Raw genomic sequence first — 23,024 nt, 5'->3', positions numbered from 1 at the left:
CATGGCAAATTGGGAATTTTTCCTACAAACAATTGGCGAAGAAAATTGGTTTAGACTCAACTCAAGTCAACCAGATATTCCCAGTGGAAGGTATTGCCTTTTTGCCCGTGCTCCTCACCATGCCCATGAATTAATTGAAGTTGAAGTTAAAACGCGTCAAAACCGAGAAACCCTCACGCGAACACCAAAATTTCAGCATTTTTGTCAGTTAGATGAAAACGGTTTTGGGATGTTAGTTGAGGAGATCCAATTAAAACCAGGGTTTTGGGAAATTGAATGTCGTCGAGAATTAACTCAGGCTTTAACTGAGCCAGACTGGGAAATTAAACTCGCTCCAAGAGTAACCTTACACCTAGAAAAAGCAGCGATCCAATTAAAAGCAGAAAAAACCGGAGAGCTAGCAGCCACCTCTCAAGAAGAAAGTTTAGAAAGCCTGCGATCGCGTGTACTTAATGATACTGATCAAATGCTAGAGGAGGTGATAGAGGAAGTTTTCTCAGATTTTCCTTCCCATCTCCTCCCCAAAGGTAATTCAGAACAAACGCAATATTCTATAAATCTGGATCAAGAATCATTTACCGCCCCTCTCAATAAGCCAATTATTATTTCTGGGAAAATCAGTAGCCATTCCCCCTCCCCTCCTGCTGAATTGCATCTTGATATAGTCTTACGCGATCCCAGAACAGGAGAAATAGTCACCAAATTATCCCCTCCTATTTTTCCCTCGTCTTTCCCCTTTCCGTTTTGTTATTCTGTTACCCTTGCTAAACCTTGCAATACGTATCTTCTTCAAGGAGAAATTACCCTCACCGACACCAGTGAAAAAAACTCCCCTCAGGTATTAGCAGAGCAAACTTTTAGTGTAACAGCAACTTGGGAAAAACTAGAATCTCTCATTGCCAGCACTATCACTTCTCCTACTATCTTCCATCCCCCTGCGCCCTTATCCCCTTTACCTAAAAAAACTTCTTCCTTTACCAAGAAAAAATGGCAAGGAGTTTTACCTCCTAGATTAGTTTCTAAGAAGGAAAATAAAAAGACAATATCGCCAACATTACCGAATCTTCCAAATACAATTGTTAAAGACAAAAAACCTAAACCTAAAAAAGAATACGTTTGGTCAAAGCCAAATAATCAAGCAGAACAGGAACATGAAACTCTAGAATGGGAAATCATTCCAGAGTTAGTAATAACTTCAGAAGACACTGAAACTTAATTAAGAACAATGAATAATTGGACAAAAGACTTTTTTGATTTTTGCGAAGCCGTTGGAGAAGGAATTGAAGATTTTTTCTCTGAAGTTGAACAATTTGCTAATGAATTTCCTGAGTCTTTAGATGAGGCCTTACAAGACATGGAAAATACCATTAATGAAGAAATTGAGATTTTTTTGAACGAAATCTATGAACCCTTATTTTGGGAAGAAGATGAAATAGACAATTTTGGCAGCACCTCCAATTTTGGCTTTACCTCGAAAGTAACTCCCGATGAAAATACGCTTCCGGCTTGTCGCGGCTGTCGCCATTATCATGGTTATGTTTATGGGGGAAATCTCTTTGTTTGTGGGATGCATCCCTATGGTTGGGATGATGAAAATTGCCCCGACTGGGAAGCAGAACAGTAATTTGTCCTTTGTTGTTTGTCCTTCGTTGTTTGTTGTTTGTACAGCAATGACTAATGACCAATGACCAATGACTAATGACCAATGACTAATGACTAATGACTAATGACTAATGACTAATGACCAATGACCAATGACTAATGACCAATGACTAATGACTAATGACTAATAAGGAGCAAAATTTGGTAGTAGAACGAGAAAAAGTAATTGCATGGCTAGAAAATAATGTTCCCCCTGCTCGCGTTGAACATATATTAGGGGTTGAACAAATGTCAAAAGAATTGGCAATTATCCATAATGCTGATGTAGAAAAAGCAAAAACGGCTGGCTTAATGCACGATTTAGCTAAGTATTTCCCTGCTGATCAATTATTAGCAATGGCAAAACAAAAAGGGATAGAAATTGATGAAATTTGTGCAACCCGTCCTCACTTATTACACGCTGATGTCAGTGCCATTGTTGCCGAAGATACCTTTGGGGTTAAAGATAAAGAAATTTTAAGCGCGATCGCGCAACATACCCTTGGTAATGCAAGAATGTTGCCCCTTAGCAGTATTGTTTTTGTCGCCGATAAACTCGAACCAAATCGGGGTGATACAAAAGAATTAAACACCATGCGAGAAATAGCCAGAGAGAACCTTTATCGGGCTGTTTATCAAGTCTGTGATATTGCCATTAAAAAATTAATTCAAAAAGGTCGCCCCATTCACCCTCGTACTGTTGCGACTCGCAATTGGGCCATGCAAGCTGGAAAATGTTAACGTCTCTCAACCATTTCATACCTGAGAACAAGAATTCACGCTATCTTGGGAGTAAGTTCAACCTTCCTAATTATCGTGTAACGTTCAAATATTAGAATCCTATTTCATGAATCATCAGCCTTTACAGGATACCAATTCTATTCCTACTCCCACTTTTGCTGCAGCAGAAAAACTCGCTTGGACAATCGCCCATGCGGCGGATAGTCGGAAAGCTGAGAATATTGTGTTGCTAGAAGTAGTAGAAGTCTCCTATCTTGCCGATTATTTTGTTCTCACTAGCGGTAACTCTCGCACCCAAGTTAAAGCCATTTCTGATGCCATTCAAGAAAGCGTCCAAAAACAATTTAACTATGCCCCAGTGCGAATTGAAGGAGAAAAGGAGCGGAACTGGATTTTACTGGATTACGGCGATGTAATTGCTCATATTTTACTCCCCGAAGAGCGAGAATTTTACGATCTAGAAGCCTTTTGGGGACACGCTAAACGCATCGACTTTGAAGCAGTTAAGTAAGATGAGAGACTCCCCCCTATCTCAGCCTTGTCCCGTTCCCATTGAACAACTCCCCATTAATGAATATGAAAAACTAAAAGCCTCTTGGCCCTTTCGTTGGGTCACATTAACGGGTGGAGGCTATGTGCGAAAATTACTTTGGGTTTGGATATGGGGTTGGATCATTGCTGGCCCCATTACTGCAGCAAGTTTTCCCCCTTCCGGGACTCCAATTCAATTTTTTCTCTGTGGGAGTTTAGCGGCAAGTCTCTTAGTCGTATTCTTTCTCGTGAGATTATATTTAGGATGGTCTTATATTCGCACGCGCCTAGAAAAAGCCTTGATTCCCTATGAAGAGTCAGGCTGGTACGATGGACAAACTTGGGAAAAGCCAGAACAGGTGTTATCGCGCGATCGTTTAATTGTGTCTTATCAAATTCAGCCCATTTTTCAACGGTTGCGGATGACGGGTTTGGTTTTGTTAATCCTAAGCGCGATCGATAGTCTCGCGTGGTTACTAGTTAATTAAAAAAAGTTATGAGCAAAAAACGGACGCAAACCCCAGAAGTCGAAGTTCATCTCCTGCGAGAGGGAATTGTTGAATCTATCCATCAAGTTCACGCCTTAGTCTGTGATGATCGAGGACGCGTTTTATCTTTTGCTGGTCATTGTGAAACGGCTTCTTTTATTCGCTCTTCCTTAAAACCCTTTCAAGCCCTTCCTGTGATTAAAAGTGGTGCATTTGAAGAATTTAATCTCACTGATAAAGACTTAGCTATTATTTGCGCCTCTCATCAGGGAACTGTGGAACAAGCGCGACAAGTGTTTAATATTTTATGGCGATCGGATGTAGAACCAGATGCTTTACAATGTCCCATTCCTTCGGGGAAAAGTAGTCCCTTACAACATGGTTGTTCTGGGAAACACGCGGGAATGTTAGCTGTCTGTCAACAATACGGGTGGCCCCTCAAAAATTATCTTCGCCGTCGCAGTCCCATTCAAGAATATATCCTAAAAATTGTTGGGGAATTGCTACAAATGCCCGGAGCAGAATTTATTGGGGTTCAAGATGACTGTGGCGCACCTACTTACTATATGCAACTCTCCCAAATGGCTACCTTATTTGCTCATTTATCTTCGGGAGAGAATCTGCATTTAGAACGAATGAGCCGCGCCATGACGCACCATCCAGAAATGGTTGCAGGGGAGGGCTTGTTTGATACGGAATTAATGAAAATTACTAATGGGCAATTAGTGAGTAAAGCTGGTGCAGAAGGTGTGCAGTGTATTGGACGCATTGGGGAAGGCATGGGATTAGCCATTAAGAGTTTAGATGGCTCAAAACGAGCTAAATATGCCACAGCCATTCATTTATTAATGCAGATGGGTTGGATTACACCTAGTATGTCTGATAGTTTAGCAGAAAAGTTTATTACCCTTGATGAACATAAGCGTTTGGAAATTGTCGGTGAATTAACCTTAGTGTGAGGAGAAACAGTTGGTAACGATTAAGTGTCAGAATCAGACCTTTTCTGGAATTAAAGCAGTGATTTTCGATAAAGATGGAACATTAGCTGATTCCCAACAATTTCTGCGAGAATTAGGACAAAAACGCGCTCGCCTCCTCGATGCCAAAATTCCAGGAATTGGCGATCCTCTCCTAATGGCATTTGGAATTGAAGAAGGAACAATTAATCCTATGGGGTTAATGGCGGTGGGAAGTCGCTATGAAAATGAGATCGCAGCAGCTGCGTATGTGGCGGAAACGGGACGAGGTTGGCTAGAGTCGATAGACATTGCTAAGGCAGCATTTTGGGAAGCGGATCAGCATTTTACGCCTGATGCAGAAACCTCTCCGCTATTTACAGGGTGTTTAGAAACGTTACAAGCATTATCCCAAGCTGGCTTAAAATTAGCCATTTTATCTGCAGATACGCCAGAAGGGGTGGAAGCGTTTATTCAGCGCCATGATCTCTCGTCTTATATTCAATTGGCGCAAGGGGTAAGCAGTGGGGAAGTAAGTAAGCCTGATCCGCAATTATTCTTGCAAACTTGTGAGAAATTGGGGGTAGAAGCCTATCAAAGTTTGATGGTGGGAGATTCGCCTGGGGATATGCAAATGGCTAAACAAGCTGGTGCGGCTGGTGTAATTGGCATTGCTTGGGAAAATCGTGAGGCAAATCATTTAGAAGAGGCGGACTGCGCGATCGCGCAACTAGATGAACTCAAGATAAAACCTTCCTAATTGCCACCTGAAAAAGTAATTGTTAATTTCCGATTTCTGTGGCACGATTGAGCATTATTCTGTTGATGTTGTAGCGACTATGTACGAAAAAATTGCTCCTCCTGATCAGGGAACAAAAATTACTTTCCAAGCTGGTGAACCCATTGTTCCTGATGACCCAATTATTCCTTTTATTCGCGGTGATGGAACAGGAATTGACATTTGGCCAGCAACTCAAAAAGTCCTAGAAGCAGCGGTTAAAAAAGCCTACGGTGACCAAAAGAAAATTAATTGGTTTAAAATTTACGCTGGGGATGAGGCTTGCGAGCATTATGGCACGTTTCAGTATTTACCAGAAGATACGCTCCAAGCAATTCGGGAATATGGGGTTGCCATTAAGGGGCCATTAACTACGCCTGTGGGTGGGGGAATTCGCTCTCTCAATGTCGCCCTGCGCCAGATTAATGATCTCTATGCTTGTGTTCGCCCTTGTCGTTATTATCCCGGAACGCCCTCTCCTCATCAGCATCCTGAACGCTTAGATGTCATTGTTTATCGGGAAAATACTGAAGATATTTATTTAGGAATTGAGTGGAAGGAAGGAACAGAAACAGCAAGAAAGTTAATTGATTTACTCAATAAAGATTTAATTCCTAATACTCCTGAACATGGAGAAAAACAAGTTCCCATTGATGCAGGAATTGGGATTAAGCCCATTAGTAAAACAGGATCACAGCGTCTGGTGCGTCGGGCGATGAAACACGCCTTACAACTGCCTCCCGAAAAGCAGCAAGTAACCTTGGTGCATAAGGGGAATATTATGAAATACACGGAAGGGGCATTCCGTGACTGGGGTTATGAGTTGGCAACCTCGGAGTTTCGAGAAGAATGTGTTACCGAAAGAGAGTCTTGGATTTTAAGTAACAAGGAAAAGAATCCAGACTTAAGTTTAGAAGAAAATGCCCGTCAGGTAGAACCGGGGTTTGATCAGTTAACCCAAGAACGTCGTCAGGAAATTATGACCGAGGTGCAAGGGGTTTTAGATCAGCTTTGGCCAACTCATGGTGATGGGAAATGGAAAAATAAAGTGATGGTGAATGATCGCATTGCTGATAGCATTTTCCAGCAAATTCAAACCCGCCCTGATGAGTATTCGATTTTGGCAACAATGAACCTGAATGGGGATTATTTATCAGATGCTGCCGCTGCGTTGGTAGGAGGCTTAGGCATGGGACCTGGGGCAAATATCGGCGATCGCTGTGCCATTTTTGAAGCCACTCATGGCACTGCCCCAAAACACGCAGGATTAGATCGCATTAACCCAGGTTCTCTAATTTTATCAGGGGTGATGATGTTAGAGTATTTGGGCTGGTTTGAAGCAGCTGCCTTGATTCAGAAGGGAATTAGTGGCGCGATCGCGCAAAAAGAAGTCACCTATGATTTAGCGCGAATGATGACTCCTCCCGTGGATCCTCCCTTAAAATGCTCAGAATTTGCCCAGGCCATTATTAATCACTTTGATGATTAATTGCTAAGTTAGAGGGAAGAGACTCGACTCTCAACCCTCTGGTAAAGTTTTGAGCTTGGCAATAGTCTGCCAAATTTGTAATAATGTCAGACATGAAAGAAGAACGAATTACCATCCGCCTTGATGAAAAAGAATATTCGCTCCTTTCCCGTCTTTCACAGCAGGAGCAGAGAAGCGAATCAGAAATCGTCCGAACCGCACTCCGAAAATACTGCGAAGAAGCACTTTCCCAAGCAAACAGCTACGAACTTGCGAAAGCACTGGGCATCATCGGTATAACAAAGGAGCTTCCCTGTGACTTAAGTACGAATGAATCCTATTTTGAGGGATTTAGCGAGTGAGGCGGGTAATTGTTGATACGGGGCCGATTGTTGCGATTCTTTCTGCTTCGGATCGTCACCATGAAATTTGTGTGGAAACCTTAAAGGAAATTAACCCACCGCTAATTACAACTTGGCCAGTGCTAACTGAAGTTCAGTACCTTTTAAGACAGAATCCGACTGCCCTACAAGGGTTATTTCTCGCTTTTGAGCAAGGTTTATTTGTTCTTGAACCCCTGTCTCCAGAAGCTCTGCCTTGGCTTCAAAAAATTTTAAACAAATATCAAGAGATTACACCGCAACTTGCTGATGTTAGTCTGATGTATCTAGCTGAAACAAAAGCGATCAAAACAATTTTTACCTTAGATCGGAGAGACTTTTCGATTTATCGCTTTACGAATAAGCAAGCTCCTTCCCTACTTCCGAGCAGTGTCTAACTTTGTTGACAGCAAGCCATGGGAGGGGTTGGCAATGAAGTTGCTACCCCTGATGAGGGAAGAGACTCGACTCTCAACCCTCAATTCTTTAATTATTCATCCTCAGCAAAGATATAACGTCGCAAGTCCTCTGGGCTAGGCTCAGGACTACTTTCAGCGTATTCTACGGAATCATCTACCTGCTTCTGAACTTTCTCTTCAATGTCAGAGAGTTCCTGTTGCGTGGCGAGATTTTGTTCCACTAAATAGGCAGCGAGTCGTTTAATGGGATCTCTTGCCATCCAAGTGTCTTTTTCCTCGGGAGGTCTTAATTCGTCAGGATCCGCTAAGGAATGCCCACGGAAACGGTAGGTAAGGGCTTCAATGATAGTGGGCCCTTCCCCTGCACGAGCGCGTTTGATGGCTTCTTTAGCCGCATCACGAACTGCTAAAACATCCATGCCATCGACTTCTACTCCTTCCATGCCGAAAGCACTGGCTTTTTTGTAAATTTCGGGTTGAGAGGTAGCGCGATCGTGAGCCATGCCAATTGCCCATTTATTGTTTTCGACGACAAATAAAATGGGTAAGTTCCAGAGAGCAGCCATATTAAGACATTCAAAAAACTGACCATTATTGGTTGCCCCATCGCCAAAGAAGCAAGCGGTTACTTGATCAGAACTTTCATCTCCTAGCGCCTCGCGCCGATATTTGGTTTGAAAGGCAACTCCTGTTGCTACGGGAATGCCCTCTGCAACAAAGGCATACCCCCCTAAAAGATTATGAGGTGCAGAAAAGAGGTGCATGGAACCGCCACGCCCTTTACTGCAACCTGTTTCCTTCCCAAAAAGTTCTGCCATCACTTCCCTTGGGGGAACACCAGCGCTTAAGGCATGAACGTGATCGCGGTAGGTACTGGCGACATAATCTTCTCCCTGACGCAGGGCTTTAATTACGCCTGTAGAAACGGCTTCTTGACCATTATAAAGGTGAACAAAGCCAAACATTTTGCCACGGTAGTACATTTCCGCGCATTTGTCTTCAAACAAGCGTCCGAGGGTTAAGTCTTCATAAAGCATTAACCCTTCTTCGCGGGTGACTTCTGTGCTTTGTGGTTGAAATGTGGGTAAAATTCGTTCAGCGACCATAGGTTTTATTAAATGACAGGTTGACAGTTAATGAGAAAACCAACTGAGTCTAGCTTCTTAATTCTGTTGAGGTATAAATTTAGTCATTAGTCATTAGTTTACAAACAACGAAGGACAAAAACCTCAAGAAGCGTGAAAACTGCTATCGTTGGTCTTCACAGAGTTAAAATTACAGAAATTTTAGACAGTTGTAATATCTTCTTCTTTTGCTTTTAACAATTCATCCACTTTACTGACATACTTATCAGTTAGTTTCTGAATTTTATCTTGAATATCACGGGATTCATCTTCTGAGAGGTCATTATTTTTTTCTTTTTTTCGCACTTCTTCAATGGCATCACGGCGGATATTGCGAATAGAAACCCGTCCTTCTTCGGCATATTTACTCGCAAGTTTGACTAATTCTTGTCGCCGTTCACTGGTTAGGGGAGGAATATTGAGACGCACCACTTCACCATCATTATTGGGAGTTAATCCCACATCTGACATGGAGATCGCTTTTTCAATTTGTTCGAGACTCCCTTTATCATAGGGTTGAACCAAAATTGTCGTCGCATCGGGGGTGCTAATATTCGCTAACGACTTTAGCGGTGTTTCCATACCATAATATTCCACCGTAACCCGATCTAATACAGCAGAATTAGCTCGTCCTGTGCGTAAACTATTGAAGGACTGTTGGGTCGCCTCAATAGTTTTTTTCATTTTACTTTCTACATCAGATAATTTCATTTACTACCTCCAACCAATGTTCCGACAGATTCTCCTTTAACAACGCGCATGATATTGCCTCGTTGTCGTAAATTAAAAACAACAATGGGAATGTTATTATCGCGACAGAGCGCGATCGCGCTACCATCCATTACCCGTAAATCCTCCGTAAGGACATAAGTATAGCTCAACTTATCAAACAAACGAGCGTCTGCATTAGTATGGGGATCCCTATCATAGACCCCATCTACCTGCGTTGCCTTAAATAGCACTTCTGCATCAATTTCGGCGGCTCGCAACGCTGCTGTGGTATCAGTGGTAAAAAAGGGATTTCCAGAACCAGCCGCAAAAATCACCACTCGTTTTTTTTCCAAGTGGCGAATGGCACGTCGTCTAATGTAAGGTTCGGCTACTTGTTGCATTGTAATTGCGCTTTGTACCCTTGTCGGGACTCCAGCTTGCTCTAGGGCATCCTGAAGTGTTAAAGCATTCATCACTGTTGCAATCATACCAATATAATCGGCAGTAGCTCGATCCATTCCCCCAGAAGCTGCTTTAACTCCCCGAAAAATATTGCCGCCACCGACAACAATTGCCATTTCGACATTAGTTTCCACAATTTCAGCAACTTGTTGAGCAATTTCGGTTACCACTGTGGGATCAATGCCATACTGGTGAGATCCCATCAATGCTTCACCACTTAGTTTGAGTAAAACCCTTTTATAACTCATCCTTTTCGCACACCTGCTCGAATATTAGTTTTTCAATATCATAATGTCCTTCCGGTAGGATGAGGAGGTGGTTCTCCAAAGACATCTAAGATAGCAGTTTGGCATAAAGTTTGTCAGAAAGCTATCCTTCTTCGTCTTCTTCTGAAATGGAAACCTCATCATTTTCTCCATAACGGGGTTGAGGCGGAATAGCAGCGACAATGGCATCAATAACCTTGCTAACGGTAATAATTTCAATGCCCAGATCAGGAAGACTTTGCCCTTGGGGAACGATCGCGCGTTTAAACCCTAATTTCGCCGCCTCTTTAATCCGTAATTCTAACTGGGAAACTAAGCGCACTTGTCCCCCTAAGCCCACTTCTCCAATTAAAGCCGTGCGCGGATCCACAATGCGATCGCGAAAACTAGCAACCACAGCGACAGCAATCCCTAAATCTGCTGCTGGTTCTTCTACCCCTAACCCCCCAGCCGTTGCCACATAAGCATCTAACTTTGATAAGGGAATCCCCACCCGTTTCTCTAAAACTGCTAAAATTTGCTGCAGTCGGTTATAATCTACCCCTGTTGTTGCCCGACGGGGGGAAGTATAACTGGTAGGACTGACAAGAGCTTGTAACTCCACAACAATGGGGCGAGTGCCTTCACAAGCCACCACAATTCCTGTTCCTGGCACTGCTTCATCCCGATTCCCTAAAAATAACTCTGAGGGATTTTCCACCTCTCGCAAGCCATGATCCACCATTTCAAACACCCCAATTTCATGGGTTGCCCCAAAGCGATTTTTCACCGACCGTAATAAGCGGTGAGACGCATAGCGATCGCCCTCAAAATACAGTACAGTATCCACTAAATGTTCTAATACCCTTGGCCCCGCGATCGCGCCTTCTTTGGTCACATGACCAACAATTAACAGGGTAATATTCTCCCGTTTTGCCACCTGCATTAACGCCGAAGTACACTCCCTCACTTGGGCAACTGAACCAGGTGCAGAACTTAAAGAGGCAAAATAAAGGGTTTGAATACTATCTATAATCGCTAGTAGGGGTTTGAGAGATTCTAATTCCCGTAAAATTTCTTCTAAATCCGTTTCTGGTAACACATAAAGATTTTCATGGCTCATACTTTTGGGCTTACGACCATTACTCTCCTCTACCTGATCATCAGGAGAATCAGTTAACCCCACTCCTAAGCGAGAAGCCCGTAACTTTACCTGCTGCCCAGACTCTTCCGCAGAAACATATAAGGTTCGCTGGCTATTGGCGGTTTGGTTTGCCACCTGTAATAATAGCGTTGACTTGCCAATCCCAGGATCACCCCCAAGTAAAACCAAGGAACCTGGCACAATTCCGCCACCTAACACGCGATCTAACTCCCCATAACCTGAAGGATAGCGAGGCTGTTCATCATCTTTAATTTGAGAAAACTTGAGGGAAATCCGAGCCTTCGGAGGCTTATTATGAGTAACAGTGGTAGAATCTTTATTCGACTGCCATCCTGTACGAGGGTTCGCATTCACTGAAGTGACAAATTCTTCCTCTAATGTCCCATACGCTCCACAGCTAGAACATTTTCCAAACCATTGGTTATGTTCAGCACCACAAGCACTGCAAACATAGATAACTTTCGCTTTAGACATTTTAAATGAACATTAATAGACTTTCTGCAACTGGTTTTAAATTGTTAAGATGTATCCTTACAGTTTATAAACCTAAAACCAATGTTAGAAATTGATTATTTTCAGGAAGAGAAGATAACGTAGTCGCTAAGAATCTCTCTCTAAAGGATATTCTAGAAATAGAAACAATAAGTAAAAACATTTAGAAAAAATAAGGAGTGTTGAGTAATTTGGAAAATCATAAAGAAAAAATTCTAGTCGTTGACGACGAAGCGAGTATTCGTCGCATTCTAGAAACCCGTTTATCCATGATTGGTTATGATGTTGTCACCGCCGCTGATGGTGAAGAAGCCATTGCCACGTTTAACGAAAATCAGCCTGATCTCGTCGTATTAGACGTGATGATGCCGAAACTAGATGGTTATGGCGTTTGCCAAGAATTGCGGAAAGAATCGGATATTCCTATTATCATGCTAACGGCTCTAGGAGATGTTGCTGATCGCATTACTGGGCTAGAATTAGGAGCAGATGATTATGTCGTTAAGCCTTTTTCTCCCAAAGAGTTAGAAGCCCGTATCCGCTCAGTTTTAAGGCGAGTGGATAAAGAAGGACTCTCAGGGATTCCCAGTTCTGGGGTAATTCAGGTGGGTTCAATTAAAATTGATACTAACCGCCGCCAAGTTTATAAAGGGGATGAACGCATCCGTTTAACAGGAATGGAGTTTAGTCTCCTAGAACTGATGGTGGGTCGTTCGGGAGAGGCGTTTTCTCGCTCAGAAATTCTGCAAGAGGTTTGGGGTTATACCCCTGAACGTCATGTGGATACACGGGTGGTAGATGTCCATATTTCCCGTTTACGGGCTAAACTGGAAGATGACCCCAGTAACCCAGAGTTAATTTTAACCGCTCGGGGAACAGGGTATATGTTTCAGCGAGTCATGGAACCTGGCGAGGAAAAATCTTAATCAGGGCGATAATTCTTTCTTAATATGAAAACCTCTGATCCCAATTGGGTTTTACGCCTGCTACCTCTTGTTGTTGGAGGGGTAGGCGGCACTCTTTTATTAATTAATCGCTTAGTCACTACCTCTTTAACGTCTTCTCAAGCCCGTTCTGATGCTATGGGGGTTTTTCTCAGTGCGATTCTAATTTTAGTGGGATTAATTTGGCAACGAGTGCAACCGCGTCCCCCAGAGGCTGTAGAGTTAGTGGGAGAAGAGGGGTTTGAGTTAGCTGAGGATTTATCAGAGGAAGTGAAGGCAGAGTTAGCATGGGCTTCTCTGATGTTGTTAACGAATACTCCAGCGCGATCGCTGTTAATCTATTATGATGGCAAAGTTTTACTACGGCGAGGCATTTTAGCCCCAAAAGCAGAAGTTACCCCAGGGGCAATTCTCAAGCGAGTCTTAGAAAAGCAAAAACCTGTTTATTTGGTCAATTTAAATCTTTATCCTGGCAAAATAGAATTTGACTATCTTCCAGAAAATTCTCAAGCCTTAATTTGTCAGCCTATGGGGAAAAAAGGGGCATTATTTGTTGTGGCAAATGCCCCTCGTAGCTACACAAAACAGGATGAAAAATGGGTAGAAGGAATTGCTGATAAACTTGCCTATACGTTAGGAGAATAGGCACTTATCTTAAAATGCCAGAAAGAACTTCTGCAATAATTCCATTTGCAGTTGCAACTAACACCAAGTCATTGCCATAAATTCGCCATTCGTATCCAGAATAGTCAGGAAGCCTTTCCTGTAAACGAGTAGGAACTCTTCTTTGCTTGGCAATACCTGGCGGAATGGGTTTTCCTCTAGCGAGGTTTCTACGAATACCAGGAGGCAAACTGCTATACCCTGTATAGTCTCTTCTTTCTACAAAGTCACGAATTTCTCTTTTATCAATGGAAACATTAATTAATTCCTGTTGAGTAGAGGATCCATTTCCTGAACGACCTCGATTAGGATTACCTCGACCAGAATTACCTCGACCAGGGTTGCCTCGACCAGAATTACCAACCCCTCTACCTTGGGTTAAAAGTTGCGGTTCTGTTTGAGGATTTTGAGGGGGTTGTGCCATAGCCAAGGGTTGAAAAAATCCTCCTATAAGGAGAAACACTGGTAGATATTTTAGCCAGAGATTTTTAGACATCATTTTTTTGGCATATAGCTGTTCTGGTTTTAAGACGAGTGTTGTTAATGAGAGTTCCCAGAGTTTTGTGGGAATATCGAAGTTCATCCCCATAGGGGATCTAGGATACATGAAATTGCGTTGTTTTTGATATAATCGCTCACATGCCCAATCAGTAGTTTTATCGGCTGCCTCATAGAAGTCAGGCATTTGATGAGCAGAGGCTGTACTGATGCTGGAAATTAAAACTAATGCTGATGCCCGTACCGATTTATTTTCATGCTGGATGCGCTGAAAAATGAGTTCTAATATGAGCTAATTTCTGAGAGAATCTGTTTAAACTCTTGACGTAACTTGGCTAATTGTTGTACTTGTTCCTGATTTTGATTAATGTTCTGATTGTGAGCTTCTCGCATTTGTTCAATTTTTTCTGCTGTTTCATCGTAGATTTGTTTCTCTACCTCTTGCGCGATACTTTCAAGTTGGGTTTGGAATTGTTGAGCTAACTCAGTAAATTGACTATTGATTTGTTTATAATCTTCAGAAAGTTCTTCACTTTTTTGTTTTTCTTCTTGAAAGTTTTTAACCTCCATTGCAGCTGTCACAATGACCATAGCTGGCCCCAAAACTTTACCAGCAACTTTACCTGCATTCCCAAGATTTTTAGCTATGTTAACTGCCTGAAACGGCTTAAAGTTTACACCAAGAAATTTGCCAACTTCATAAACTCCTTTATGCAAAGGACTTCCAATTACATTCCAACTGGATAAAAATCCATCTTTTCCCACTAATGGAATAAAATTTTGCGCAGATTGATATAAGTTATTACTAACAAACTCTCCCAATTTTAGAAGCTCATTCAGTTGTTCTTCTCTACCTTCACTTCTATGGAGTCCATCGGGAGATACATTAGTCTGTTTTTCTAAACGTTCGATCAAAACTTGGGTAAACTCTGCATCTAAAAGTTCCTGAAGAGAGTCCCTTAGAGAAACTTGAGCCTTGTTAGCTACATTTTCAAGTGATTTTTGAGCTGAGTCACAGTGTTGTTGTATATTTTCATCTGCTTGATTACTTAATTTATTCGCTTCTTCTTGACTCTCAATCGTTCCTATTTTATCAACTAAAGGAGTTGCTTCTTTCCGTACTTTTGAGTTTAGTTCCAGAGCAATTGTCTTAACTTCTGTGCGAAAACGCTTTCTTTCCTCTTCGACTCTTCTTGCACAACGATTGACTAATTCTAAATAATCATCTTCTTCATTCTCATCCCGTTGTACCGCTAACTCTGCATCATTGAGTTTAGATAATGTAATCCGTACTGGTGTATCGAGACGAGCCATAATTCGTTTTTCTTCTATAAACTGATTTAGAGATTGGAGAAACTCAGAAAACCCACTTAATTCAATTAATAAATCATCTTCTTCGTCAATTCCATCACAGTAATCTTTGGCATCAATAAAAGATAGCGAAAAATTCTCTAACGGATAAGGTTCTAAAGTTTTGGCAAGAGTTTTTTTATAATTCTCAATTAACTCCTGTTGTTCCCCTGCTTCTTGAGACATTTTATTAACGACTAACATCATTTTTCCAGCATACTCTTTATCATACGCAAGTTTTTTGAAGTTATCGGCGGTAATCTGATCAAAGAGATTATTGGTTAAACAGAACACCAATAAATCAGCTTTTTCAATGGCATCATAAGTAATTTGATCATGCTCGGTTCGCTCTGTATAAAGTCCAGGGGTATCTATAATTTTGATGCCATTCCAGTCATAAAGTGCTGTGGTATCGGTAGCGATATCTGCATCAATGTAAATATCTCGTTTTCCTGTTAAAGCAGAAATAATGGTAGATTTTCCTGCGCTATATTGTCCAATGAAGGCAATCGTCAGGATTCCATGTTGGTAATAGTGATCTAATTCCTGACTTAACTGATTCTGAATTTCTTTTAATTGTTCCTCTTCTTGAGAAGATAGGATTTGCTTAAATTGGTTTAAGTGAGTGTGAAAGCGTTGGCTAATTTCATTCACTTCAAATTTAGAATCGTAGTGATGATAAGTATTCATTTGTTTTCTCCTTTTAGATGCTCTTTTTTTAGGGATATCACTTATCTGAAGTATGACTTTTTCTTGTAATATCGAGTCTAGTTCTTCTTGGCTGCGAGTGATAGTCAACTGATTTTTGGCTTTGATCGTAATCCTTTTGCCAATTTCTCGGTTGACACTAACTATCTCATGGTTAATTGCCTCTTGAGTAAGAGGTTCATAATGGTTTTGACTCCAATCTATAATCCGTTTTCCGTAAGCGCAGTTGAGAAAATTAACTTGTTCTTCTAAGTTATATTCAGTTGTCTGTAATTCCTCAGAAATCGTTGTTAAGCCACTTATGAGTTGATCAAGATAAGTATTTATTTCTCTCTTAACTGGGTTACAATGTCTCTGAAATGCTGCGGTTACTTGATTAGTCAATTCTTTTTCTTTTTGATCAATCTGCTGTCGTAATGATTTGGTAATTTTATTAATAGCTTCTTTCTTAATCTCAGCTTTAGGCTTGGCAATTAAACCTATCACAGCTCCAACAACTTCCATAACTATACCTGGAATAAAGCCACCTGGCACTAAAAAAGCAATAGCACCAGCAATTCCAAATAACCCACCTGCCAAACCTGGGGCTTCTTTCAAGTGATAGGGATTTTGATCATTCAACTTAAAACCTTTAATTCCTCCTGACTTTGCAGTAAACTGTAAATCTTTTCCTAATTCTTCTAGTAATTGCTGGACTTTATTAGTAAAGTGATTACTTTCTTCTTCAAGACTATCATTGAGCTTTTTTTCAAAATTTAGATAATTAAGTTTTACTTTCCATGCTTTTTCTAGCTCATCTGCTGAATCATTCCAATGTTGATCAGCAAACTCTGGTACGATCTTTCTGATTTCTGCAAACAATTCATTAATTATACTTTCTAAATTTTTCTCTGTTTCTTCAATGGCTTTATCAATATCCTGCTGTAATGTTTCTTGCTTATTCTTGATTGTTTCCGCTAAAGTCTGGTAAGAAGTGGCTTGCTCCTTCGTCCAAATATTCGCTTCTTCAATTACCTTTACTGTACTGCCTAATAAGTTTTGAGAACGGCGAATTCCTGCCTGTTCAACTATAGATAAGCGAATTTGCTCTAAAAAATTCTCAATTCGACTCGCTTCCCAAAGTTCCTCTTTCTGGTGTTCATGTTTATCTTCATAAGAAAGCTGCGCCGCTAATAGCATCACAGGAATAATGCTAAAATAATCATTACCATAGTATTTTTCAGTATAACCCCGAATGCGATTAAAATGTCCCTGCATTTCTTTATTATCAAAGACTCGATTCGGATTTTCGAGAAGTCTTTTCAACTCATATTGTCCTCGTCGTGAGTCGTTCAAGTTTTTACGGAGATTCAGTAAAATACAAAGGGGTTTTGCATTCTCTTTTAATAGTTTGAGAAACTGAAATTCACTTTCCTGTTGACTATCATTAGTGACAACAAAAACTACTAAATCGGCTTCATTAATAATACTTTGGGCAGTTTCTTCGTCAGTTTTACCGCCCGGTGCGCCAATTCCAGGGGTGTCGATGATGCGAATATTGTTCCATTCATAAAAACGATTTTGGCGAGTTGTGCGTTGTTCTCCATCCCCAATCTCACTCCATCCTTGTTCAGTTAAAATTGAATGTAAGGTACTCTTACCTGCTTTCGTTCTTCCTATAAACGCAATTGTAAAAGAATCCAGATTTCTCTTTTTCTCTTCTAGAGAATCTTGAACTGCTTTCAGTTTGGTTTTAATTTCCTCTTTAAGAGCCTGAGTTGTTTCATCCAAACGATCAATCACTTCTTGGGCGGTTTCTGCTTTTGCTTGTTGATTAATCTGATTTTTGATATCGGTAAGGGTTTGAGTCAGTTTCTCTTCTAATTCCTTCAGTTTGAATTCCGTGTTTTCTAACGCATCTTTGGCAAATGGATAATCTTCATGGGAGACGATCGCGCTCTGTTTAATTCCATTTTGATAGTCAGGATCATTCCATAAAATATTTTCTAGTTTAGTCCCCTTATCTAAACCCTTAAAATGATTTTTATTTTGATCCTCTTTAGAATCAATTGCACCCTCAAAAAAATTTCCTAGTTGCGCTGATGACCAATTCCATATCTCCGATACCTGTCCTGAAATTTCAGACTGAGCCCTTTTAATTACCCAATTTCTAATAAAGTCATAATTCATCGCTTTCAATGCTAAATAACGGGCAAACTTGAAGCGACTAAGTGAGAACAAGAGTTTCCATATCTGTGTTTCATTAATGGGGAATTTTACTGGTTTAAGTTTTGGAAAAGACTGATTAGCAGCTAAAAGAGACTTTGGAGATAACTTTTCTACTACCCAAAAAAAGCTAGTAATGATAATTAAGACAACTTGCTTGCTTAAATCAGCGATTGCTCCCTTGAAGTTGCCTTTATTATAGTAAGCAAATCCTCGTTTCTTATAGGCTTGAGGATCATCAGGATTCAGACGAATGGCTTCATTTAAATCAGCGATCGCGCTTTCTAAGTAGCCTTGATTATAATAGAAAATTGCTCGTTGTTTATAGACTTCAGAATCATCAGGATTTAGACGAATGGCTTCATTAAGATCAGCGATCGCGCTATCTAAATCTGCTTGATTAGAGCGAACATTTCCTCGGTTATAGTAGGCTTGAGGATCATCAGGATTTAGACGAATGGCTTCATTAAAATCAGCGATCGCGCTATCTGAATCTCCTTTCTCAAGGTAAACCAGCCCTCGATCATTGTAAGCGTCAGTATAATCAGGCTTGACACGAATTACCTTGGTAAAATCAGCGATCGCCTCTTTTAAATTCCCTTGCTTCCAATAAGTTTTTCCTCGGCTGTAATAGGCTTCGGTATAATCAGGATTAACCCGAACTACTTCAGTAAAATCAGCGATCGCGCTTTCTAAATTCCCTTGTTGCCAATAAGTTTTTCCTCGGTTATAATAGGCTTCAGCATAATCAGAATTAACCCGAACTACTTCAGTAAAATCAGCGATCGCGCTTTCTAAGTTCATCTTCTCAAGATAAACCAGCCCACGCTCATAATAAGCCTCAGTATAATCAGAATTAAGACCAACTGCTTCAGTAAAATCAGCGATCGCACCTTCTAAATTCCCTTGACCAATACGAGCCAGCCCACGCTCATAATAAGCCTCAGTATAATCAGGATTAAGACGAATTGCCTCAGTATAATCAGCAATCGCATCATCAAAATTGAGTTGATCCTTGCGAATTAGCCCTCGCTGAAGGTAGGCAAAATCATCGTCAGGTTGAGAACGAATCGCCTCATTAAAATCAGCGATCGCGCCTTCTATATCTCCGATTTCTTTACGAGCAATCCCTTTTATCACATTTAAATTTAGCATGATTTCCTAATACTGCTTGTATAAGATCAAGTAAAAACTAGGACAATTAGTTCTAAGAGTTTTGGAATTGGATATAAGTTCTATCACATAATAATAGTATCGTAACTATTTTAAAGCATTGTGGAGATGGGATGGGATAAAAGTAGATTAATAATGATCTAGATTGTGATTTAGATAGAGAACTAGTAATAAATCAAAGATACTGATATAGCAATCCTAAATGATTCGTGAAAAATTGCGCTTTACACAGTAAGGGTTTCAGTCACAGCCGAATTTACAAATGACTTGGGATTGCTATATGACTTCTGCATTTGTTCTACTTCCTCTCGCATCATCTCTACTAACTGGGGAGGTTGAAGCGCGATCGCGTTCGGTATTTGGTCTAAGTCTCGCTAAATATTCGCCATAATTCTGTTTATTACCTCTTACGCCATAAATTATTAATTATTAACTTTCTCTCGATCGCGCCTTTTTTTCGTGAAAAAGCGAATTAATTTTCGTCCAGCTACAATTAAGATAAAAAGTACCACCACGCCTGCTAAAAGAGGCACAAACAACCCTAAAAGCGTTAAAACGGTTGCGCTTAAGGCTTCTATCGTCGAAATAATCACATTACCCAATCCCCCTGTCATTCCCGTTGATGCGAGTCGAGTGACACTGGTAAATCCTTCCACAGTTCCCGCCGTTCCACCCCCTCCGATCGCAGCTAAACTCCATTGTAAAACTGGATCCACATCTCCTAACATTGATCCCGAAATTGCCGTCCCAATGGTGATCGCAACGGGAATTTCAATAGTATCTAACAAATTATCCACCACAGGCAGAAAATAGGCAGTAATTTCCACTACCGTTGCAACAGCAAAAGTAATCAGTGCAACGGGAGTTCCCATCCATGCAAATTCAGACGCTAACTCCAAATCTCCATACAAGGCTGCACCACTCATGATCAACGGAGGAATAAAAATCCGAAACCCACAAGCAGCACTCAGCGTGACTCCTAAACAAATGGCAATTAAAATTTCCATAGACTTCTCAGTGATTTACCTTGAACCTTATTTAATTATGTTTAGTGTGTCCAGTAGGCGCGGTGTGCAAGTTTTGTATTACCTAATTTTAGAACGTAAATTTTAATAAAACGAAATACTTAGAAATCCTTGATTTGTAATTCCCAAACAAATTGCTGGCAATACCAAGAAAATGAATACGATATATCCCAACGCTGCCCACTTATACTTAACTGCTGTCTCGGAGAGAAAACGCGCTCCTTGTAGTGGGATATCCCGTAAAATAGGCACAGAATAAATAATCAAAACGCCTAAAGTATTATATAATAATTGAACCAAGGCAATTTCTAGCCCAGCAAACGCAGCTTTTCCTGTTAAGGCTGTGGCAACAATTAGAGCCGTTAAACAAGTGCCAATATTCGTTCCTAACGTAAAAGGATAAATTTGTTCTAAGGTAAAAACTCCATTCCCTGCTAGTGGAATCATTAAACTAGTTGTCGCAGAAGAAGATTGAATTAACCCTGTAATTCCCATTCCTACTAAAATACTGGCCAATGTACCGCTACCAATGGCGCGATGTAATATCTCTTTTGCTTTCCCCACTAACAAAGATTTTAAAGTTTTGCTGAGATAAAAAATTGATCCAAAAATTAGCAATATCCCAGTAATAATAAAAACAATTCCATTAACCGTTAGTGGTAAATTCTCCGTCAGCTTCATTAATTGAGTGATTAAAGGCGTAATCAGAGAATCTAGAATATTAAAGTTTAGAAATAACCAATTTTGATTAGCCCCTAATAGAGACTGAGTTAAAATATTAGCGATTTTTTCTAAAGGATGAAAGACAATTTCTAAAGGAAAAAATAACAGTAAACAACAAAGATTAAAACAATCATGAACTGTGGCAGCCGCAAAAGCGCGTTTAAATTCTTCTGAGGCTTTAACATGACCTAAGCTGACAATGGTATTGGTAATTGTTGTTCCCACATTTGACCCCATGACAATGGGAATTGCTGTTGCAACGGGTAGCCCTCCAGCAACTAAACCAATCACTATAGAAATCACAGTGCTAGATGACTGAATCATGGCTGTCGCTAAAATGCCAATTATTAAGCCTAGAAATGGATTTGTAGCAAAGGTAAATAAGGCTTCTGCTTCTTCTCCTAAAGCCAGTTGAAAGCCGAGACTCATCAGGCGAACTGCCACTAAGAGAAAGTACAGCAGGATAATAACAATTACCCACTGCATAATTTGATGATTACGATAATTGGTAATTAATCTCATTTACTTAAAGTATTGAAAAGTCTAGTTTTATCTAGCCAATCATCTCTTATACCATTTCTATAAACTAGTGCTACTATACGTAGGCTGAAAGTCGTGCCGAAGGCTTCCCCCCAACCCCCCTTTACTAAGCAGGGCGAAGGGGGGATCTACTGTAACCTGATTTTTTGAAAACGGTATTAGAAGGTAGATATTACCGATTAAATATAAACAACCAAGATTGACGCTCTCTCACTAAATCAGAGATTATAGTGGGAGATTCTTGCTTCTAACTACTAGAAACTAGGTTTCCAGCAGACGAGTCCGCTTGCCCCAATTGTTCGGAAACAACTGAAGTAGAGGCGGGTCTCTCCACAAGCTTTGAGTCTGGCTCGAAGCCAGCCGTTCCAGTCCGCCCGACTGTACGGAGTCCTTCTCTCAGAATGTTAATCGCGGCATTTTCATCTCTATCCAATTTAGTCCCACACTGACAAGCATGGGTTCTAGTTGATAGAGACTTTTTCACAATTCGACCACAGTTAGAGCATTCTTGAGAAGTGTATTGAGGAGGAACAGCAACCGCTACCTTCCCAAACTTTTGTGCAAAATACTCTAACCACACTCGGAACTGATACCAACCAACATCTGAAATTGACTTAGCTAGACAGTGGTTTTTAACCATGTTAGACACCTTTAAGTTTTCATAGGCGATGAAGTCGTTAGACTTCACTACGCAACGTGCGATTCTCTTTCCATGTTCTTTACGTTGCCTACTTATTCTTAAATGTGCTTTCCCTAACTTCTGTCTTGCTTTTCTGCGATTAGATGATCCTTTCTGTTTCTTAGAAAGACGGCGTTGAAGCCGTTTTAACTTCTGTTCCCCCTCTCTAAAGAAACGAGGATTAGGCTCTTTCTGACCATCAGAGTCAGTGTAGAAAGATTCTAAACCAACATCTAATCCTATGGTTCTCTTGGTGGGTTCTAGTTGTTCTTTTACCTCTGTATTAATCAGGAATTGACAATAGTAACCGTCAGCCCTGCGAAGTAACCGTACTCGTTTAATTTCATCAGGATGGTAGAAATGAAGGTCTCTAGTTCCAATTAACTTAACCCGACCAATGCCTTTTTTGTCAGTGAAAGTTATATGCTTTCGGGTATTGAGATCAAGTTTCCAACCGCAAGTTTTATATTCAACACTGCGGTTGTTTTTTTGGAACTGAGGATACCCTTTCTTTCCTTTAATTCCTTTTTTACAGTTGTCATAGAACCGACTAATTGAAGACCAAGCCCGTTCAGCAGCGGACTGTCTTGCCATAGAGTTTAGTTTTTTCGCCCAAGAAAACTCCTCTGCTAATTGTTTACAGAGTTTGTTGAGAGCGTATTTATTAACGCCTTGATTATCCATCCAGTAACGAATGCACTTATTTCGGATGAATTGTGTCGTCCGAATTGCTTCGTCAATGGCTTGATATTGAGCTTTTTTGGCTTTGACCTTAAACTCTAAGACAAACATCTTATGCTGAACTTTGTGGTTAAATTAATGCTAACACAAAAGATTTAAGGTTGTCCTGTCGGACTTTATTTTTTTGGGCGACGATTCATCTCCCATTAACCTGACGGTATAATGGGGCGGAGC

At 40.7% G+C, this 23,024-nt stretch carries 21 protein-coding genes; 12 read left to right on the top strand and 9 right to left on the bottom strand.

All coding sequences use genetic code 11. The features are described 5' to 3' along the window. The first annotated feature begins 1 nt into the window (after window position 1). The 10 genes from FRE64_RS03945 (at window position 2) to FRE64_RS03900 (ending at window position 7,381) form a co-directional block, all read left to right on the top strand. Window positions 2–1,216, top strand: coding sequence for a hypothetical protein (locus FRE64_RS03945; protein WP_146294765.1), 1,215 nt, complete (start codon window positions 2–4; stop codon window positions 1,214–1,216). A 9-nt stretch (window positions 1,217–1,225) separates the two neighbouring features. Further along, on the top strand, window positions 1,226–1,624 hold the full coding sequence (locus FRE64_RS03940) for a hypothetical protein (protein ID WP_146294764.1): 399 nt from the start codon (window positions 1,226–1,228) through the stop codon (window positions 1,622–1,624). Between the two features lie 158 nt (window positions 1,625–1,782). Beyond that, window positions 1,783–2,382: a bis(5'-nucleosyl)-tetraphosphatase (symmetrical) YqeK gene (yqeK, locus tag FRE64_RS03935; RefSeq protein WP_146294763.1), complete on the top strand. Its 600-nt coding sequence runs from the start codon at window positions 1,783–1,785 to the stop codon at window positions 2,380–2,382. Between the two features lie 106 nt (window positions 2,383–2,488). Further along, complete coding sequence (gene rsfS / locus FRE64_RS03930) at window positions 2,489–2,893, top strand: ribosome silencing factor (RefSeq protein ID WP_146294762.1); 405 nt, start codon at window positions 2,489–2,491, stop codon at window positions 2,891–2,893. A 1-nt stretch (window position 2,894) separates the two neighbouring features. Next, entirely contained in the window at window positions 2,895–3,401 is a 507-nt protein-coding gene (locus FRE64_RS03925) for a CGLD27 family protein (RefSeq protein WP_146294761.1), read from the top strand. A gap of 8 nt (window positions 3,402–3,409) precedes the next feature. Next, complete coding sequence (locus FRE64_RS03920; protein WP_146294760.1) at window positions 3,410–4,360, top strand: asparaginase; 951 nt, start codon at window positions 3,410–3,412, stop codon at window positions 4,358–4,360. A 10-nt stretch (window positions 4,361–4,370) separates the two neighbouring features. Then, window positions 4,371–5,117: an HAD family hydrolase gene (locus FRE64_RS03915; RefSeq protein WP_146294759.1), complete on the top strand. Its 747-nt coding sequence runs from the start codon at window positions 4,371–4,373 to the stop codon at window positions 5,115–5,117. Between the two features lie 79 nt (window positions 5,118–5,196). Then, window positions 5,197–6,624: an NADP-dependent isocitrate dehydrogenase gene (locus tag FRE64_RS03910; protein ID WP_146297271.1), complete on the top strand. Its 1,428-nt coding sequence runs from the start codon at window positions 5,197–5,199 to the stop codon at window positions 6,622–6,624. 92 nt (window positions 6,625–6,716) lie between these two features. Next, window positions 6,717–6,965, top strand: coding sequence for a ribbon-helix-helix protein, CopG family (locus FRE64_RS03905; protein ID WP_146294758.1), 249 nt, complete (start codon window positions 6,717–6,719; stop codon window positions 6,963–6,965). Further along, window positions 6,962–7,381 carry a type II toxin-antitoxin system VapC family toxin gene (locus FRE64_RS03900; protein ID WP_146294757.1) on the top strand — a complete coding sequence of 140 codons (420 nt, stop codon included), beginning with the start codon at window positions 6,962–6,964 and terminating at the stop codon, window positions 7,379–7,381. Before FRE64_RS03905 ends, FRE64_RS03900 begins: the two co-directional genes overlap by 4 nt. Window positions 7,382–7,473: 92 nt before the next feature. On the opposite strand, the gene pdhA is transcribed toward FRE64_RS03900, so the two are convergent. The 4 genes from pdhA to radA all read right to left on the bottom strand — a co-directional run bounded on the left by pdhA (window position 7,474) and on the right by radA (window position 11,583). Beyond that, entirely contained in the window at window positions 7,474–8,508 is a 1,035-nt protein-coding gene (gene pdhA, locus FRE64_RS03895; protein WP_146294756.1) for a pyruvate dehydrogenase (acetyl-transferring) E1 component subunit alpha, read from the bottom strand. Window positions 8,509–8,688: 180 nt separating this feature from the next. Then, complete coding sequence (gene frr / locus FRE64_RS03890; RefSeq protein ID WP_146294755.1) at window positions 8,689–9,237, bottom strand: ribosome recycling factor; 549 nt, start codon at window positions 9,235–9,237, stop codon at window positions 8,689–8,691. Continuing rightward, window positions 9,234–9,947 carry a UMP kinase gene (gene pyrH, locus FRE64_RS03885; RefSeq protein WP_146294754.1) on the bottom strand — a complete coding sequence of 238 codons (714 nt, stop codon included), beginning with the start codon at window positions 9,945–9,947 and terminating at the stop codon, window positions 9,234–9,236. The genes frr and pyrH overlap by 4 nt, the downstream gene beginning before the upstream one ends. Window positions 9,948–10,068: 121 nt before the next feature. Further along, window positions 10,069–11,583, bottom strand: a complete 1,515-nt coding sequence (gene radA, locus FRE64_RS03880) for a DNA repair protein RadA (protein WP_146294753.1) — start codon at window positions 11,581–11,583, stop codon at window positions 10,069–10,071. A gap of 209 nt (window positions 11,584–11,792) precedes the next feature. Here radA and rpaB point away from each other — a divergent pair, with 209 nt between their 5' ends. Both rpaB and FRE64_RS03870 read left to right on the top strand, forming a co-directional pair. After that, window positions 11,793–12,527 (top strand): response regulator transcription factor RpaB, encoded by a 735-nt coding sequence (rpaB, locus tag FRE64_RS03875; RefSeq protein WP_146297270.1) that lies wholly within the window; start codon window positions 11,793–11,795, stop codon window positions 12,525–12,527. Window positions 12,528–12,551: 24 nt separating this feature from the next. Then, on the top strand, window positions 12,552–13,190 hold the full coding sequence (locus FRE64_RS03870) for a cofactor assembly of complex C subunit B (protein WP_146294752.1): 639 nt from the start codon (window positions 12,552–12,554) through the stop codon (window positions 13,188–13,190). Between the two features lie 4 nt (window positions 13,191–13,194). Here the strand turns inward: FRE64_RS03870 and FRE64_RS03865 are convergent, their stop codons facing one another. The 5 genes from FRE64_RS03865 to FRE64_RS03845 all read right to left on the bottom strand — a co-directional run bounded on the left by FRE64_RS03865 (window position 13,195) and on the right by FRE64_RS03845 (window position 22,901). Continuing rightward, on the bottom strand, window positions 13,195–13,893 hold the full coding sequence (locus FRE64_RS03865) for an anti-virulence regulator CigR family protein (RefSeq protein WP_146294751.1): 699 nt from the start codon (window positions 13,891–13,893) through the stop codon (window positions 13,195–13,197). 95 nt (window positions 13,894–13,988) lie between these two features. Further along, window positions 13,989–19,124 carry a tetratricopeptide repeat protein gene (locus FRE64_RS03860; protein ID WP_146294750.1) on the bottom strand — a complete coding sequence of 1,712 codons (5,136 nt, stop codon included), beginning with the start codon at window positions 19,122–19,124 and terminating at the stop codon, window positions 13,989–13,991. Window positions 19,125–19,564: 440 nt separating this feature from the next. Then, the gene (locus FRE64_RS03855; protein WP_146294749.1) at window positions 19,565–20,149 is read right to left on the bottom strand and encodes a DUF4126 domain-containing protein; all 585 of its coding nucleotides are present in this window, start codon (window positions 20,147–20,149) and stop codon (window positions 19,565–19,567) included. Window positions 20,150–20,251: 102 nt separating this feature from the next. Further along, window positions 20,252–21,412 (bottom strand): Na/Pi symporter, encoded by a 1,161-nt coding sequence (locus tag FRE64_RS03850; protein WP_146294748.1) that lies wholly within the window; start codon window positions 21,410–21,412, stop codon window positions 20,252–20,254. 265 nt (window positions 21,413–21,677) lie between these two features. Further along, entirely contained in the window at window positions 21,678–22,901 is a 1,224-nt protein-coding gene (locus tag FRE64_RS03845) for an RNA-guided endonuclease InsQ/TnpB family protein (RefSeq protein WP_146294747.1), read from the bottom strand. Window positions 22,902–23,024: the final 123 nt, after the last annotated feature.

It is taken from the genome of Euhalothece natronophila Z-M001, assembly GCF_007904085.1.
GTDB lineage: Bacteria > Cyanobacteriota > Cyanobacteriia > Cyanobacteriales > Rubidibacteraceae > Halothece > Halothece natronophila.
Note: the sequence above shows the minus strand (reverse complement) of the source record. Positions and strands in the feature narration are given on the sequence as shown.

Bases quoted from the DNA above. Each gene is read 5' to 3' on its own strand.
- FRE64_RS03940 (WP_146294764.1), top strand. From the start codon at position 1,226: ATGAATAATTGGACAAAAGACTTTTTTGATTTTTGCGAAGCCGTTGGA.
- FRE64_RS03845 (WP_146294747.1), bottom strand. From the start codon at position 22,901: ATGTTTGTCTTAGAGTTTAAGGTCAAAGCCAAAAAAGCTCAATATCAA.
- FRE64_RS03855 (WP_146294749.1), bottom strand. From the start codon at position 20,149: ATGGAAATTTTAATTGCCATTTGTTTAGGAGTCACGCTGAGTGCTGCT.
- FRE64_RS03870 (WP_146294752.1), top strand. From the start codon at position 12,552: ATGAAAACCTCTGATCCCAATTGGGTTTTACGCCTGCTACCTCTTGTT.
- radA (WP_146294753.1), bottom strand. From the start codon at position 11,583: ATGTCTAAAGCGAAAGTTATCTATGTTTGCAGTGCTTGTGGTGCTGAA.
- FRE64_RS03860 (WP_146294750.1), bottom strand. From the start codon at position 19,124: ATGCTAAATTTAAATGTGATAAAAGGGATTGCTCGTAAAGAAATCGGA.
- frr (WP_146294755.1), bottom strand. From the start codon at position 9,237: ATGAAATTATCTGATGTAGAAAGTAAAATGAAAAAAACTATTGAGGCG.
- pyrH (WP_146294754.1), bottom strand. From the start codon at position 9,947: ATGAGTTATAAAAGGGTTTTACTCAAACTAAGTGGTGAAGCATTGATG.
- pdhA (WP_146294756.1), bottom strand. From the start codon at position 8,508: ATGGTCGCTGAACGAATTTTACCCACATTTCAACCACAAAGCACAGAA.
- rsfS (WP_146294762.1), top strand. From the start codon at position 2,489: ATGAATCATCAGCCTTTACAGGATACCAATTCTATTCCTACTCCCACT.
- FRE64_RS03905 (WP_146294758.1), top strand. From the start codon at position 6,717: ATGAAAGAAGAACGAATTACCATCCGCCTTGATGAAAAAGAATATTCG.
- FRE64_RS03910 (WP_146297271.1), top strand. From the start codon at position 5,197: ATGTACGAAAAAATTGCTCCTCCTGATCAGGGAACAAAAATTACTTTC.
- FRE64_RS03920 (WP_146294760.1), top strand. From the start codon at position 3,410: ATGAGCAAAAAACGGACGCAAACCCCAGAAGTCGAAGTTCATCTCCTG.
- FRE64_RS03865 (WP_146294751.1), bottom strand. From the start codon at position 13,893: ATGCCTGACTTCTATGAGGCAGCCGATAAAACTACTGATTGGGCATGT.
- yqeK (WP_146294763.1), top strand. From the start codon at position 1,783: ATGACTAATAAGGAGCAAAATTTGGTAGTAGAACGAGAAAAAGTAATT.
- FRE64_RS03945 (WP_146294765.1), top strand. From the start codon at position 2: ATGGCAAATTGGGAATTTTTCCTACAAACAATTGGCGAAGAAAATTGG.
- FRE64_RS03850 (WP_146294748.1), bottom strand. From the start codon at position 21,412: ATGAGATTAATTACCAATTATCGTAATCATCAAATTATGCAGTGGGTA.
- FRE64_RS03925 (WP_146294761.1), top strand. From the start codon at position 2,895: ATGAGAGACTCCCCCCTATCTCAGCCTTGTCCCGTTCCCATTGAACAA.